The following is a 15,532-nucleotide window of genomic DNA, read 5'->3' on the forward strand; positions in this document are numbered from 1 at the left end:
AAAAAAAAAGCCCTAACCACTCGCAATGGTTGGGGCTTTTGTGCTATGAAACTTGCACTCGAAACTTCTAACGTTTTCGCACCTTTATTATATCATGGTTTTAAATTTCAATCAAAATACATAATTGATTAACATAAATCACGTTATGCATAGTTAAAAATAAGATGTTATACTTATTATAACCACTTGATATAAGTGTTATACAAAATAAGTTTTTAACATACCCCTCAATCCGTTAATCTATATTTTCTCAAATAATTGAGAAAATATAGATTAATAAATAACAACAGGTCCATAAGGTTTCCTACTAAAAATCGAAAGATAAAAACCTTAAATATAATATACAAGGATGAGAACATGAATACATACAATAAAAAAGATAATCCATTTTTAGTGAAAATTAATAGTGAATTACATTTTAACATCGAGGATATTATTATTCTAATTTGTTCTATTTTTATTGCATCTATTGGTTTGAATATGAATTCGACACCAATTGTTATAGGAGCAATGCTTATTTCTCCTCTAATGACTTCTGTGATAGGGATAGGAATTAGTTTGGCTTTTCAAGACACTTCCATTTTAAGAAAATCAATAACCTTACTAGCGCTACAAGTAATTGTCAGTCTAGTTGTTTCAACGCTATATTTTTCTTTCTCACCACTTACTTATGCAAGTAGTGAAATAATAGCCAGAACAAATCCTACAATCTGGGATGTTGTGATTGCTTTTACAGGAGGAGTAGCTGGTGTAATAGGGTTTAAGAAAAAAACTGCTAATAATATTGTTCCTGGAGTTGCTATTGCTACAGCACTTATGCCGCCTCTTTGTACATTGGGATATGCTATTTCAATTCAGAGTATGACTTATATTTTTGGTGCGTTCTATTTGTTTGTTATTAATATCTTTTTCATCAGTCTTTCGACATTTATAACTGTTTATATTTTTGAAGCAAAACATGATAAGCAGATTGATTCAATAAAAAAGAAATCAACAAATACAATGTTCATTATCTTGACGATTATTATCATTATACCTAGTATTTATACGGCTTCGTCAATGGTCAAAGATTCATTAAATGAAAATAATTTAAATCGATTTATTGAAAGTGAATTAAAAGACTCACTGATTTTAGAAAAGAAAATCTCAAAAGAAAAAAAGACAATTCATTTAACATTATCAGATACAAGTATCAATGATACTAAATTACAAAGTTTACAGAATAAATTACCAGAGTATCATCTAGGTAATATGGATTTAAATATTAAACAAATTACTGAAACAGATAGTTTATCTGGAAAAGAATTAGAACATTTAATTCGACAGCTGATTGACTCAGAAACTTCTGTGAGACCGTCCGTCAAGGAAGACCCCCAGACTCTAGAGGACTTCATTATTGAAAAAAACAAAATAATAAAAACAAACTTTCCACTTGATATTAAAAAATTATATATGAATTCAGAAGTAGCTAGTAATGAAAAACAAATTAAAAACGTGTTAACCATAGAGCTTAAATCCAATCTTACGAAGAGTTTAGAAAGTGACATAGAAAGCTATGTTTTAGATACTTATAATAATAAGATAGACAATTTATCAATAGTATTTAAGGAAGATGGAAATTAGATAAAGCGAAGATTGAAAATGGCTATGAGTTAGTCAAGAAAAGTTGACAAGAGGAAGTCTATTTTTGTGTATCTGTTGACAAATTATTATTCAGACTTATATTCATCCAATATTTTGTAAATCCTATCAAACTAAAATATAAATAAAGTATAGGCATGTTAATATGCAAAATTGTTGAATTAAACACCTTTAAAAAATGAAAAATAGGTTATTTTAACAAAAATTCTGGTAGCCGTTTTGATTGATTAAGAGTTTTACCGTACTGTTGACTAAATAAATATTATTACTAGCTAAAAAAAGCCCTCAGAATGATGAGGGCTTTCAGACTGTAGACAAAGTATTGATAAATTTCGATACTTTGTCTTTTTTTTTGGTAAAATAGAGGAAAGAAGTGACTATTAATGTTGAAAAAGCAAGATATGAGTAAACGCAATCAAATAGGTTTTTATTCATTAGAAGACTTAGTTCCACAGGAACATCTTTTAAGAGATATTGATAAATACGTCAATTTTAGTTTTATTTATCAACTTGTTGAGGATAAATATGATCAGTCTAATGGACGACCTAGTTTAGATCCAGTTATGTTAATCAAACTTCCCTTGATGCAATACTTATACGGAATTAAGAGCATGAGACAAACGATTTAAGAAGTCGAAGTAAATATGGCTTACAGATGGTTTTTAGGTTTAGATATCCAAGACTCAGTCCCTCACTTTTCGACTTTTGGTAAAAATGACTCAAGAAGATTTAAAGGAACAGATATCTTTGAACAAATTTTTTATGGTATTTTAGCGCAGTGTATAGAAGTTCATTTAGTTGATACGTCTGAGGTATTTATTTATGGGACTCATATTAAAGCACATGCAAATAATAAAAAGTATGAAAACAAAGAAATAACTGAAGACAAATTATTTTATGTAAAATCACTTCAAAAAGAAGTTGAAATAGGAAGTTGAAATAGATAGAGAAAAACAATTAAAAAAGCCCTTAAAAAGAAAAAATTGAGACAAATACAAAGGTTAAAAAAATTAGTAAAAACGATGCTGACAGTGTCATAAAGGAGAACATAAACAAGTCTTTGCCTATGCCACACAAGTGGCATGTGATAAAAACGGATGGGTTTTAGGATATACAACGCATCCAGGTAATCAACATGATAGTCGTACTTTTATCTCTATTTACAATAAATTAAAAAGTCATTTCACTCTGAAGTCTCAAGGTCTTTATTAAGATCTTGAGACTTTTTGTTAATTTATCTTATGAATCAAACGTAATGCTTAGATTATATTCCTCAGAATAAGGAGCGTGTTCTACAAAGACCGTTACTTCTTTATCATCTTTATCTTTACCAGTACGTTTGTAAGTAAATTTTTGTCATTTAATTCTGTTAGTTCTAACACAGCACCGTATTTATTTTCTCCGATTGAGACATGAGCACGTCATTTATTGTGATCAATGATGTTAAAGTAACCAAAGTCTCCTTTTGGTTTCCTTGTATTAAGATCGAAAAAGTCATTTTTATTATGGGTTACATCGACTTTTGCTAAACTAATAAACATGCTATTTTCTCTTATTAAGTCTTCTTTTTTAAGTCTTCTTTTTGGGAAGAATCAGTTGTTGTACTTGATTGTGATGAGGCAGACTCACTAGGTGTTGTCGTCTGGCTATTTGTTGAACATCCCGTAAGAATAGTACCGGTTAACGCTGTTGCAAATAATAAAGTATCTAGTTTTCTTATTATTTAGATGGTTTAGTTGAAAAATCGATTAAAGGTCATGCCCCTAATTATGGAATCAATAATTTTGAACCGATTGAGACATTAGATAATGCTAGGTGGGTGTACCACTATATTAAATCGGATTTTTTATATAAGGATGGAAAATATGGTAGCATGATTATTTTAAAGCGAGAAAGTAATTTATTGGAATTTTTTACTAAATGGGGCGTGTGGTTAGTTATTTTTATTATCCTTGTAGCAGTATTGTTGGCTTCTTTAATTATTCAACGCTTGAAAAAACCGATTATTCAACCGATTAAACATTTAGAAGAGACAACTTTTTCCGTTCAAGAATCGGATAGCTTACCTAATATGATTGAACAGTTTCCTGATAAGAATATTGCGAAAGAAGTTGAACATTTACAGATTAGTTTTAAAAATATGTGGATAGAGTTAGAAAGAGCAAAAAAATCAGTGAATAGTACGAAGATAATCGTAAAGAATTGATTACTAACATCTCACATGATTTAAAAACACCCATCACTTCTATTATAGGATATGTTGAAGGAATGTTAGATGGTGTATCCAATACATAGGAAAAAAGCAACGCTATTTACAAACCATCTATAAAAAGTCTCAAAGTTTAAATGAATTAATTGAAGCATTATTTTTATAGTCAAAATTTAATATGGATGCTGTTCTTTTTCATTACGATCGAGTTAACTTAACTAACTTTATACAAGAACTTATGGAAGATTATTTAGTTGATGAGAAGGTAGAATGGACGGTAAATTTATCCGAAGAAGCGATTTATTATGATATATATACCATTCAATTTCATCGTGCATTGACCAATATTATTCAAAATAGTTTGAAATTTTTGGATTCAACAAAAAAATATCTAAGATCAGTCTTTCTTTAATTAACACAGAACAATCTGTCATAATTGAAGTAATAGATGATGGGATAATGACACAAGAACAAGTTAATAAAGTATTTCAAAGATTTTATCGAGGGGATAAGTCGAGAACCCCTTTTACAAAAGGGGCAGGTTTAGGTTTAAGTATTGTAGAATATATGATTAAACCATTTAGTCCAAATGAGTTAATTACCCGGGTTAAAGCACATTTATCACGTTTTTATAAGTTAACTAAACAAGCATCTTCAGAAAAAGTTCTGATAAAAATTGCTAATGTTTCCATTGAGTCATCTGATAGAAAAGTCTTTATTAATAATGAAGAGGTCATCTTTACAACTAAAGCATGTTCTTTATTACTTTTCCTAGTGACATATCCTAATATTGTTTGGAGTAAAGAAAAATTATTTGAAATGATTTGGGGAAGTGGGAATCGATTTAATATATAACCATTGTTAGCCTAGTCCATAAATTACTTATTTGCATCCAGCATTAGACCTATTTTATGAAATGAAACAGGCTAATATAAAAGTATAGCTAGGGGATGACGAATCATGGAAATTAAAGGATTAGAACTAACATTATTTTTTAAAGAGGCAAAGAAAAATGATTCATTTATTTTGTTTTTGAAAGATGTTATTGATACAGGATTAAAAAAATTAGAGTCGAAAGGTATGCCAGACAGCTTACAATTGTATTCTAAATATCGACGTAAAGATGTATTAAGATTGTTAAATATGAAATTTAATCAAAATGAACAAGGGATTGGTGGATACGCCTATAATAATAATCAGTTTGTTATATTTGTCGCACTAGCCAAAGGAAAAGAGTCCAAAGCATCTTTAATGGCCTATGAAGAAGTATTTATTGATGAACAGACATTCCATTGGTTTACTAAACCTTCTAGAACCATAGATTCTCCAGTAGTAACAATATTAAGAGATTCAGAAAACTGGACGATTCATTTATTTATAAAGCGTAAATACAATCAACAAGACAGAGAAACAGATGTTTATTATGTTGGAGAAATGAATCCTATCATTGAAACAATTGAACAGAACAAAAAGCCAACATCTGATAATACATTAAAAAATGTTGTTGAAATGGATTTTTTGTTAAAAAATAGAGTCGAACCTAACATGTATGAATTTTTAACGGGTAATTTAGATTAGTATAAATGAAAACAAGTAGCCTGAAAATTGGCTACTTGTTTTCATTTCTTTTTCTTCATGTAACTCTCACGTAATTTAGCAAGTTGTTCTTTTTTGTCAACTTTATTTGGTGTTTGTTTTTCATGATACTTAGAAACAGCGACTTTTCCTTTTTGATCTAATTGATATTTTCCCATAGAATCACCTCTTTTAATTGATTTGTCTTTGCATTTATAATATACCTTAATATATAAGGAAAACCAATGGAAAGATAGGAGGATTATATGGAGCAGACAGATAAGCAATTATTAAAAGAATTTCAAACATCATGGACTAAACATAAATATTGGGTGATGTCTCGTTCACAACAGGCATACAATGATATCCGTTTACTAGCTAAAGGCAATCAATGGACTCAAGAAAAACATATCCAATATACAAACAAATTATCTGAATTAGAGGATTATCAACCAACAGACAAAACCTTGAGGGTGACTTACCAACATATTTGGGGATATTTTAAAAAGATTGCAACAGTTGAGGAAAAAAATAGATACAAAGATCTAATTGAAACAACACCTTTAAAAAGTAAAGAATTAGAAAATTTTTTAAAAGAGTTAAGTCAAAAGTATCATCAAACTTATTTATTGAATATAAAATGGGGACTGTCATCTAGCTAGATAAATGTAAAGTAAAAACGAAATGTTGGACAGTTTTTTTTTATAAATGCTATCATAAACGTATAATAAAAGTAAGGAGTGATACGATGACAGACTATCAATTACCAAAAATTTGGCAATGGGAAGATGAAAATAACAATAAAGGTGGGAACCGCCCAACAGCCGGCAGTCGTTTTGAACAAAAACTTCCTGTGGGGAGTGCACCATTTCAAGTCTATTCACTAGGAACTCCAAATGGTGTTAAAGTAACGATTCTGTTAGAAGAATTAAAAGAATTAGGAATAAAAGATGCAGAGTATGATTTATATAAGATTAATATAGGTGAAGGCGATCAATTTGGTTCAGATTTTGTTTCTATCAATCCAAATTCTAAAATTCCAGCAATGGTTGATCAAAGTCAAACCCCTAACATTGATGTATTTGAATCAGGTTCAATCTTAGTTTACTTAGCTGAAAAGTTTGGTGAATTTTTACCAAAAGATATTCAAGGTAAGACAGAAGTATTAAATTGGTTATTTTGGCAAGTTGGCTCTGGTCCATTTGTCGGTGGTGGATTTGGTCACTTTTTCCATTATGCACCAGAGAAATTGAAATACCCAATCGACAGATATACAATGGAAACTAAAAGACAACTTGATTTACTAGATAAAGTATTGGCAACTCGTGAATTTATTGCCGGAGACACATATAGTATTGCAGACATAGCTATTTGGTCTTGGTATGGTCAACTTGTATTAGGTGATTTATATGAAGGATCCGCTGAATTTTTAGATATTCAAAGCTATAAATATTTGGTTGAATGGACTCATCGAATTGCTAAAAGACCTGGAGTAAAGCGTGGATTGGCAGTAGAGTACCAATCAATTGATTAAATGAAAAATCTTCTAACTGTTGTGATTGGTTAGAAGATTTTTTGTGTTATTTAGTTGAAAATTTGAATTTTGCAAAAAAAGCTGTCGCGCTACCTAGTAAAAGTAATATCAATCCAGGTAAAACAGTGTTTGATTGACTAGTTTGAGGTAATTTTTTATTATTGACGTATTTTTCACTAGTATCCCCTGTTTTTTTTACGTTATTAACAAACTCTTTTTCATTTTGTTTTGCAGGGTTTGTGTTGTTATCTGTAGAGTTTTTAGGATTGGTTGTTCCACTTTGTTTTGTAGCATTTATGTTGTCATCTGTCGTATCTTTAGCATCAGTTGTGTCATTTTGATTTTGACTATTGTTTGTCGTATTTTCAGGCTGTTCCACTACGGCGTTATTTGTATCATTGTTTTCACCATCTTCACTAGGTTGTGGTACGTTAGTAAAAATAACTCTAATGAATGCACTGTAAGTACCGTTAGGAGTTTCGAAGAACGGTGCACCATTGCCCATTTCCCCACCAATGAAAGGAGTTAATCCAACTTTACCTGGATAATTAGCTTGTCCAACATTTACGTTTCCTAAGATTGGTTTAAAGACTAATTGGTCCCCTTCATCATAAATTCCATAACGAATATTTGTATCAAATTTACCATCTAAAACAGTATGATAAAGTTCAGTAGTACCAATTAAATTTTTGTTTTCTGCACTGTAAGGAACATTTACCAAAGTTAATTCACCAAGTTTTAATCCTTGAAACTCTGCAGGTTTGGGAACAGAAAAGCGATAGTCGCTAAAATCTTGATTGTCTTCATTTGTAGCATAACCAATCAATGTCACTTTACCTAAATTAGGTTTGACATCGTCAACTTGTTCTTTAGCAACGTCTTCTGTTTTTACCTCATCAGTTGTTTCCTCTGCAAAAGTTGTGACAGCAGTTCCTCCTATCAACAACATTGCTGAGAATAATCCAATATAAACATTATTTTTCAATTATAAAACCTCCAATAATATGATATAATACATTATTATAATAACACAAAAAAAGGAATAAAGTATGAAATGATGAAAAAAAGAACCGAAATAAGAAAGAAAAAACAAAAACTAAACAAAAAAAGGAGATTAATGTTTTTAATATCTTTTATTGTTATTTCTGTATCGTTAGTATTGTTGTTTGATCAAGAATTAACACAAATAGTTTTAAAAATGAATATTTCACCCAGTATCCATCAGACAACAAGCCATGATATAAAACAGAATCAAAAAAAATCAGAAAAAGATGATTTTAATTTTTCAAAAGCGAGTAGAGCTGACATTACTTCAGCTTTAAAATCAACTTTTAAAGATGATAAAGTCCCTGTTTTAGGTGGCATTACGATACCGGATTTACATATTAACTTACCAATATTAAGAGGTGTTTCTGATTATGCTATTTTAATGGGAGCAGGAACGATGAAAAAAAATCAAGAGATGGGTGTTGGAAATTATTCATTGACAAGTCATCATATGTTGAACAAAGAAGTGTTGTTTGGTCCGATAATCAATTCAAAAAAAGAGATGCCAATTTATTTGACTGATTTAGAATATGTGTATGAATATACAATCAACGACATGTCATACATCCAAGCTACAGATGTACACGTCATTGACGACCATCCCCAAAAGGCAGAACTAACACTTATCACATGCGATGAAACTGGTGAAGGTAGATTTATGGTAAGTGCAGAACTTGTCAAAAAAACGTTAGTAGATAAAGTCGATGAAAAGATTATGTCATCTTTTTATCAAAAACAGAATTTATATGAATAATGCTGTATGTTTTATATCGTGGTATAATTGAGCAATGCAACTTAAAAATGTGAACAGTAGAGGGATGGTATAATGGGAAGTAGGAGGAACAGGAACAAATCTAAAACAAAACTAAGCTTTATTGACGTAATTTTGGAGTTATTATCATCAGTACTAGTATTTTGGCCTTAATATAAAACCTATGTAATGAGTACCTATTCGCCTCATTACATAGGTTTTATTAGTCTAGCTAAGTAAAGTCAATATTTTATCAGTTAAAAAGGTTTCTAAACAGTCTGCCATAATAATTAAAGGTAGGGCATATCTGATATAGTGCAGGACACAACGTTTTAGTTCAAACGAGAAAGTCGTATTAATTGCCCTTTTGTGTAATTTATTTCTTATCCAGAGGTTTAGGTAATACAAGCTTGATGCCCAAATACAAAAGGTAGCTGGCTCTATAATAGAATGAGGGATTGAAGCAATGATTAGATTTAATCCTGTACTGATTGAGTATGACAAAACAGTACCAACAACAATGCCACCTAACATCGCTGATAAAAAGGTATTAAAGAAATAAAGATATGGAACAGGGATTAGAGCAAGTACAAGTATAGAGAAGGGCATTTTTAATCCGTTATTGATGATGTATTGCATTACTTTAACTAATTTATTTGACGTACTTGTTAACGTAGGGGTAGATTCTATGATACTTTTTAAATCAGGATGAATTATAAAGGTGATAAAACCTACTAATATGATAATCAGGAGTGTCGTACGTAAATAAGTGGTGCATTTTTTTATATCAATGGGTTTAATGAAAACAACCTCCTTAACTAAATTAATATTTTTAATGGTTTTATAATATCGTATCTTTGAATTCTAGTAAGTTAATTATTCGTATTACTAAAATTAGTATCACGCTAATTTACATTATAAAAAAGGTACGTTAGTATTATTAGAATTAAATGAGAGGAAATCAGAGATTATATTGATAAAAGGAGTGAATAAGGATGGAATTTGATTCATTGGTTGTCAAGGTATACCAGCAGTTGAAAATGAAAAAGGATCCGTTGTCCCACCAATTCATTTGGCTACACCGTATGTATAAGAGTCATTATCAAGTTTCCAAGAAATTTGGATACGGGCGAGGGGAAAATCGCACTCGATTTAATTTAGAGGCTTTAGTGAGCCAACTAGAAGGAGTGAAACATGGTTTTGCTTTTTCATCAGGTATGGCAGCGACGACAACTGTGTTTAATTTATTTAAACAAGGAGATAAAGTATTATTAAATTGTGATTTATATAGTGAAACTTATCGTTATGCAGATAAATTATTTACTCAACAAGGGATAGATTTTGAGTTAGTAGATGACGTTAATGACTTAACGGATACAGATTTAACACCCAATGTGAAAGCAATATTTATCGAAACACCATCAAATCCATTACTTCGAGTTATTGATATTTAAAAATTGAGTGATTTAGCTCATAGACATGATTGTTTGGTTATCATAGATAATACGTTTATGACACCGTATCTTCAACGATCATTTGAGTGAGGGGCTGATACTGTCGTGTGTTCAGCAACAAAATATTTAAGTGTGCATTCAGATATTATTGCAGGACTTGTGACCGTAGATGATGATGATTTGGTAGCGGAGATAAAGTTGTTATAGAGTACATTAGGAAATATTTTAAGTCCAACTGATTCATATCATTTGATTCAGGGGAGTAAAACATTAACAGTCTGCATGAATAAACAAGAGGAAAACACAAAGAGAATCATTCAGTTTCTTGAAAAACATCCTAGAATAGCAAACGTCTATTATCCTGGTTCATCATCAGTCGTTGAAGCCCAGATTCAGAAAAAACGAGCTTCAGGTATTGGAGCGGTATTTTCAATCAAACTAGTGCCAGAAGCAAGTCCAGAAAAATTCGTTGATGCATTGAATATTATTAATTTAGCGGTTAGTTTAGGTGAGTAGAGAGTTTAATTTGCCACCCTGCTAGTATGACTCATGATTATTATAGTCCAGAGTTACGTGCAAAAATTGGCATCTAAGAAGGCCTACTTAGATTAGCCATAGGAATTGAAAGTGCGGATGATTTAATTAAAGATTTAGAGCAAGCTTTAGATAAAGCAGTTTAACCTAAAAAGCAGATAGGAGTATATGACACTCTTATCTGCTTTTTTATGTGTTTAGAAATTTAAAGTATTGTAATTGCCACTGTTGCATTTTTAATGCTGTTGGGTTTAAGTCACGTTCCCATGTAGGATAGACTCTAATACCCATTTTTCCTATTTGTGACTCGGCTTGTAAGATTTTTTTCTGTAACAATATTTCTTTTGGAAACATAAAAATTCCTTTTTTATCGGCGTCGATAATCCAAACTAACGTTATATCTGAAGCTTCTTCAAATGAGCACGCTTTATTTTTTGATTTGTCATCTTTTCCCAAAAAGAAACAAAATAACCAGCTTTTTTCGGCGTTTTATTAGCTAAACGACTTCTGTAAGATTTCGTATCATGATAGAAATAGACTCCTTCATATTCAGCATTTTGTTCTTCATTGATTAAAGAAGGAGAGTGAAAATGGTGATTAATATAGGGTAAAGATTGCACAAACATCATCCTTTATGAGTGCTTATTTTTTGTTGATTCAGATAATCCATTACAAACCCAATAATAGAAAAGGCAATAAAGAGAAGTGGGATAATAATTAGTGGTGTTTTAAGTAACAGATTTTTATCGATGATGCCATTCATAATGCCCTGGTCATCAATAGATAATTAATATAGCTTAATAATTGTAAAGTAAACAATAATAATAGTCCGATTGTTAAACTAACTAGATAGTATTTTTTCATGTTAAAGTCTGCTTTTAAAAAAATAATACAGAAATTAATCATTTATAGCAAAAAAAACAGACCAAACGATGTATGGTCTGTCTTAGTTTCACCTATTAAAGTCCAGGAGCTTTATTAAGTGTGGCTTGTAGCATCCATACTTTTTTCTCAAGATCTGTCTTAAATGAAATAAAGATGTCTTGAGTTCCTAGGTCGCCTTCTTTTTCGCTCACTTCAATTCCTTTTTCATAAACACCGATTAGATATTTATAACCAGCGACTAAGTTTTTTAAGCGTTCAGGAATTGGTTTAGTATAGCTTCCCTTTTCATCTTTAATACCAGTGTTGTCAATAAATTCTTGTAAGGTAGAGTAAGGCTCGCCACCTAAAGTAATTAAGCGTTCAGAAATAACATCTAGCTGATCGTTTATTTCATCCATATACTCATCCATTAATGGGTGTAATGATAAAAATTCTGGCCCTCTCATATACCAATGCGTTTGATGAATAACCACCGAAAACTGACTTAAATCTGCTACTAATTGATTCAACGTACGTTTAGTTTCTTCTAATTTCATATATATCACCCTCCTAACTATATGATACAACTAAAGAAGAAAAATTACCAAAAATTTGAATACCCTTTATTGTTTTATCAAACAATTAATGAAGTCATGGTAAGTCTTATATTTTATTGCTTCTTCTAATTTATTTTTATCAGAGAAAAACCAATAATTGACAATTATCTCGTCATGTAAGATAATTTAATTAACTTAATACGAGGGAATGAATGTCTCCCACAGTTCGTTATAGATACTGAAACCGCAAGAAATGCTAATGACTTCTACATATCTTATTTAGGTGTGTAGGAGTCATTTTTTTAGGAGGAAAAAATGAAGAAGTTAATTAAAAGACAAACCATTTTAATAATTAGTAGTGTTGTTATTGGGTTAATAGTTGGTGGATTAGATACTTTTTTTGGTAAAATATTGATTTGGGTATCCACTATTAGGGTGGAATATTTCTATCAGCTTATACCATTTTTAGCCTTTTCTGGTATGATTTTTATGCATTTATTTATGAAGTATGGCAAAGAAAGTTATAAAGGTATGTCTCTTGTTTTTGAAGCAGGGCATGAAACAAGACAGGAGATTACATTGAGATTGATTCCTTTTGTTATGGTTGGAACATGGATGACGCATCTATTTGGTGGAAGTGCTGGTAGAGAAGGTGTCGCTGTTCAACTTGGATCAACAGTGTCAAGTTGGTTTGGGCGACTCATAAAACAAGAGGAGTTAACAAGTCATTTTATCATTATCGGGATTGCAGCAGGTTTTGCTGGATTATTTGAAACCCCTATTGCGGCGACTTTTTTTGCATTGGAAGTTCTAGTAGTAGGAACATTACGTCACGATGTACTATTTCCTACGTTGATTGGGGCTTTTGTAGCAAGTCAGACATCAAAACAATTAGGATTGGAAAAATTTCAGGTTCTATTAACGACAAAATTAGACATTGATTTATCGTTGTTTATTACTTTAGTTTTATTAGGAGTATTATTTGGGTTAACTGGTCGATTATTTGTCGGACTTGTAGAGTATACTAAAGGGTATTTGAGCAAATTAATTAAAAATCCTGTTATTAAAATTGGAATAGGTGGGGTAGTTTTAAGCGCATTATTGATGCTATTGGGACAAGGTAGATACTCTGGCTTAGGAACAAATCTTATCGAGATGTCCTTTACTAACCAATCAGTTCATTATTATGATTGGTTATTAAAATTATTATTGACTGTGTTAACCTTATCAGTCGGATTTCTAGGCGGAGAAGTCACACCATTATTTTCTATTGGGGCGACATTAGGTGTTGTCTTGGGTCAATTAATTGGGTTACCAATAGAACTGACCGCAGCATTGGGATATGCGAGTGTTTTTGGTAGTGCAACGAACACCCTTTTTGCGCCTATTTTTATTGGAGGAGAAGTATTTGGTTTTAGTTATTTACCTTTCTTTGTTATTGTTTGTGTGACATCATTTGTATCTGCAAAAGGAAAGAGCATCTACCCCTTACAAAAATACAATTAAGAAAGTTATTAAAAAATGTGAGACAGACCTCTATTTTTTAATGTATAATATTTATATGGTTGTTGATTAATTTATCATAGGAGATATATCATGAATAAAAAATGGAAAAAAATATTATTACTATGTGGCATGTTGGTGAGTGTTACAGCTTGTGGGAAGAGTGATAACTTTGATCAATCAATGCAAAAGACAAAAGAAGCGATTGTTGAGAAAAAATTTGAACAAGCTGAAGGATTTGTAGAAATGGCTTTGGAAAGTAAACCAAAAGATGAAGAAGCAAAAAACTATCAAAGTCAATTAAAACGTTACATTAATGCGCTGGATAAAAAAGAAAAGAAAAAATACGACGAAGCCAAGGCTAGTTTAGATGCTGTTATAAAAATTGAACATGGCTCTGATAAATTAGTAGAGTATGCCAAAAAAGAAAAAACAGAAATATCTCAGATGAAAAAAGAAGCCGAAAAAGATGACAGTAAAAAAGAAGAAAAAACAACGGAGAGTTCGGATAAAAAAGAAGCAGCATCAAATACTGTATGGAATGATAGTAAAAGAGATAGTCTAAGAGGATTTATGGCACAATTCAGTAATAAAATGGGACAAGATTACAAAGAATATAGCAAAACAAGTAGTGTTGATTTATATGGTGTCAATGTTCCAGGAGATATCTTTAGTGGTGAGTGGACTATGGCAATCAACAATCAACCAGTACAAGTAGAGTGGTCAGAAACAGGAGAAGGTAGCTCACCTTATCAATTAGTAGCTGTCTATTCAGATGCTGATACACAACCTTATTTACAAAAACATGTGTATTTCTTTATTATTGAAAATGGGAAACCAAAAGTATATGTAACACAACAAAATCAAGGTAACAATGAAAATTATTTACATTTTAGTGAAACACAAAACACTGATATTAAGGCTGGATTTAGTCAGATTGTAGGTGGAGATGTAGCACAGTCAACTCAATCAACATCAACAAGTTATGAAAACAATAAATTATTAGCAGCCAAAGTATTGATAAAAATGACTAACTTAACCGAGTCAAATGTGAGTAGCTTACTAAATTCAACCACAACTTACAGTTTATATCCAAATAAATCTTTACAAATCTGGGAAACGGGTGTTTATTTACCGGAAGATGTAACAGTTATTTCAGGAAACCCTCTAGCGGCAGGGATGTTTACATACCATAATAATGAAGATGGCACAGTGACTTTATATCCTGTTCCTAGTCATTATCAAGATAAAGAATGGGACGATCCTGTAAAAGGAAAAGAACTTGCCAATAAGGTAATTTCAGATGCGTCAGTTATTAACATTAAAGATGTTTCAGATGACTTAGCCAATAAGCTTATTCCAATCATTGAGAATGATATATAGGTTTTAATAATAGTTATATTTTTGGTAAAATGAGTAAAGTATGTTATGATGTATGTAATATGAAAAATATTTATTAAGCGAAATTTGGAATATTTTAATGAAATTTATTCAAACTGGCGTAGCTATAGGGCTACAAGGATGCAATAGAGGTTCGGGATTGTGTCGTTTAAATGAGAAGTAAACCTAAATGTAGTAAATAGTCACTCACAACTTTAAAACTTAAATATTGATTAGTTAGATAGCCTGTTTTCCTATAAGGAAAACAGGCTATCGTTCATTTAGTTTGTGTAACCTTGACTAAACATAAATAAAATAGATTCTGCTGTTTTATAATCTGTAGTACCAAACATATCCATAATTTGCTCATTTGATAAGTCATTTGAAGTTAATATAGATTCTTTATCATTAGTTTTTAAACTAGAAACAATACCTTCTTGATGCCACATATAAGAAATTTTATCGGTTCTATCTTGATAAAAA

Annotated in this window: 15 protein-coding genes, 4 pseudogenes and 1 riboswitch; of the genes and pseudogenes, 12 read left to right on the top strand and 7 right to left on the bottom strand. The window is 30.9% G+C overall.

Translation table 11 applies throughout. The features are described from left to right. Nucleotides 1-357 precede the first annotated feature (357 nt). Together MN581_RS03765 and MN581_RS03770 are read left to right on the top strand one after the other, a co-directional pair. Nucleotides 358-1,623 (top strand): TIGR00341 family protein, encoded by a 1,266-nt coding sequence (locus MN581_RS03765; protein WP_241699223.1) that lies wholly within the window; start codon nucleotides 358-360, stop codon nucleotides 1,621-1,623. A 401-nt stretch (nucleotides 1,624-2,024) separates the two neighbouring features. Further along, nucleotides 2,025-2,832: pseudogene (locus tag MN581_RS03770) on the top strand (transposase); the annotation flags it as partial. Between the two features lie 48 nt (nucleotides 2,833-2,880). On the opposite strand, the pseudogene MN581_RS03775 reads toward MN581_RS03770, so the two are convergent. After that, nucleotides 2,881-3,188, bottom strand: a pseudogene (locus MN581_RS03775) (DUF4822 domain-containing protein); the annotation flags it as partial. Between the two features lie 272 nt (nucleotides 3,189-3,460). Between MN581_RS03775 and MN581_RS03780 the strand changes: the two are divergent. The 3 genes from MN581_RS03780 to MN581_RS03790 all read left to right on the top strand — a co-directional run bounded on the left by MN581_RS03780 (nucleotide 3,461) and on the right by MN581_RS03790 (nucleotide 5,428). After that, the gene (locus tag MN581_RS03780; protein ID WP_147340774.1) at nucleotides 3,461-3,847 is read left to right on the top strand and encodes a hypothetical protein; all 387 of its coding nucleotides are present in this window, start codon (nucleotides 3,461-3,463) and stop codon (nucleotides 3,845-3,847) included. Nucleotides 3,848-4,246: 399 nt separating this feature from the next. Further along, the gene (locus tag MN581_RS03785) at nucleotides 4,247-4,705 is read left to right on the top strand and encodes an ATP-binding protein (RefSeq protein WP_255424292.1); all 459 of its coding nucleotides are present in this window, start codon (nucleotides 4,247-4,249) and stop codon (nucleotides 4,703-4,705) included. Nucleotides 4,706-4,810: 105 nt separating this feature from the next. Then, nucleotides 4,811-5,428 (top strand): DUF3427 domain-containing protein, encoded by a 618-nt coding sequence (locus tag MN581_RS03790; protein WP_241699224.1) that lies wholly within the window; start codon nucleotides 4,811-4,813, stop codon nucleotides 5,426-5,428. Between the two features lie 41 nt (nucleotides 5,429-5,469). Here MN581_RS03790 and MN581_RS10080 read toward each other — a convergent pair whose 3' ends face one another. Further along, a complete protein-coding gene (locus tag MN581_RS10080; protein ID WP_255424286.1) occupies nucleotides 5,470-5,604 on the bottom strand; it encodes a hypothetical protein in 135 nt (44 codons plus the stop codon). 87 nt (nucleotides 5,605-5,691) lie between these two features. Between MN581_RS10080 and MN581_RS03795 the strand changes: the two genes are divergently transcribed. Together MN581_RS03795 and yghU are read left to right on the top strand one after the other, a co-directional pair. After that, nucleotides 5,692-6,087, top strand: a complete 396-nt coding sequence (locus MN581_RS03795; protein WP_241699225.1) for a DUF1722 domain-containing protein — start codon at nucleotides 5,692-5,694, stop codon at nucleotides 6,085-6,087. A gap of 86 nt (nucleotides 6,088-6,173) precedes the next feature. Then, the gene (gene yghU / locus MN581_RS03800) at nucleotides 6,174-6,959 is read left to right on the top strand and encodes a glutathione-dependent disulfide-bond oxidoreductase (protein ID WP_241699226.1); all 786 of its coding nucleotides are present in this window, start codon (nucleotides 6,174-6,176) and stop codon (nucleotides 6,957-6,959) included. A 46-nt stretch (nucleotides 6,960-7,005) separates the two neighbouring features. Here the strand turns inward: yghU and MN581_RS03805 are convergent, their stop codons facing one another. Further along, on the bottom strand, nucleotides 7,006-7,944 hold the full coding sequence (locus MN581_RS03805; RefSeq protein WP_241699227.1) for an LPXTG cell wall anchor domain-containing protein: 939 nt from the start codon (nucleotides 7,942-7,944) through the stop codon (nucleotides 7,006-7,008). 132 nt (nucleotides 7,945-8,076) lie between these two features. Between MN581_RS03805 and MN581_RS03810 the strand changes: the two genes are divergently transcribed. The 3 genes and pseudogenes from MN581_RS03810 to MN581_RS10085 form a co-directional block, all read left to right on the top strand. Further along, complete coding sequence (locus tag MN581_RS03810) at nucleotides 8,077-8,760, top strand: class A sortase (RefSeq protein ID WP_241699228.1); 684 nt, start codon at nucleotides 8,077-8,079, stop codon at nucleotides 8,758-8,760. Between the two features lie 1,082 nt (nucleotides 8,761-9,842). After that, a pseudogene (locus tag MN581_RS03815) lies at nucleotides 9,843-10,727 on the top strand (PLP-dependent aspartate aminotransferase family protein). Nucleotides 10,728-10,813: 86 nt separating this feature from the next. Further along, nucleotides 10,814-10,891: pseudogene (locus MN581_RS10085) on the top strand (hypothetical protein); the annotation flags it as partial. Between the two features lie 43 nt (nucleotides 10,892-10,934). Here MN581_RS10085 and MN581_RS03820 read toward each other — a convergent pair. The 3 genes from MN581_RS03820 to MN581_RS03830 form a co-directional block, all read right to left on the bottom strand. Then, nucleotides 10,935-11,201: a MepB family protein gene (locus tag MN581_RS03820; protein ID WP_241699229.1), complete on the bottom strand. Its 267-nt coding sequence runs from the start codon at nucleotides 11,199-11,201 to the stop codon at nucleotides 10,935-10,937. Beyond that, a complete protein-coding gene (locus MN581_RS03825) occupies nucleotides 11,141-11,365 on the bottom strand; it encodes a MepB family protein (RefSeq protein WP_241699230.1) in 225 nt (74 codons plus the stop codon). Before MN581_RS03825 ends, MN581_RS03820 begins: the two co-directional genes overlap by 61 nt. A 339-nt stretch (nucleotides 11,366-11,704) precedes the next feature. Then, complete coding sequence (locus MN581_RS03830) at nucleotides 11,705-12,166, bottom strand: DNA starvation/stationary phase protection protein (protein ID WP_241699231.1); 462 nt, start codon at nucleotides 12,164-12,166, stop codon at nucleotides 11,705-11,707. Between the two features lie 195 nt (nucleotides 12,167-12,361). Beyond that, a riboswitch (Fluoride riboswitch) is annotated at nucleotides 12,362-12,442 on the top strand. A gap of 39 nt (nucleotides 12,443-12,481) precedes the next feature. On the opposite strand from MN581_RS03830, the gene MN581_RS03835 reads away from it, so the two are divergent. Together MN581_RS03835 and MN581_RS03840 are read left to right on the top strand one after the other, a co-directional pair. Further along, complete coding sequence (locus tag MN581_RS03835; RefSeq protein WP_241699232.1) at nucleotides 12,482-13,672, top strand: chloride channel protein; 1,191 nt, start codon at nucleotides 12,482-12,484, stop codon at nucleotides 13,670-13,672. A gap of 90 nt (nucleotides 13,673-13,762) precedes the next feature. Then, a complete protein-coding gene (locus MN581_RS03840; protein WP_241699233.1) occupies nucleotides 13,763-15,052 on the top strand; it encodes a DUF4767 domain-containing protein in 1,290 nt (429 codons plus the stop codon). Nucleotides 15,053-15,330: 278 nt separating this feature from the next. Here MN581_RS03840 and MN581_RS03845 read toward each other — a convergent pair whose 3' ends face one another. Beyond that, entirely contained in the window at nucleotides 15,331-15,498 is a 168-nt protein-coding gene (locus MN581_RS03845; RefSeq protein WP_241699234.1) for a hypothetical protein, read from the bottom strand. Nucleotides 15,499-15,532 lie beyond the last annotated feature (34 nt).

The organism is Vagococcus sp. CY53-2, from assembly GCF_022604695.1.
Taxonomy (GTDB): Bacteria; Bacillota; Bacilli; order Lactobacillales; family Vagococcaceae; genus Vagococcus.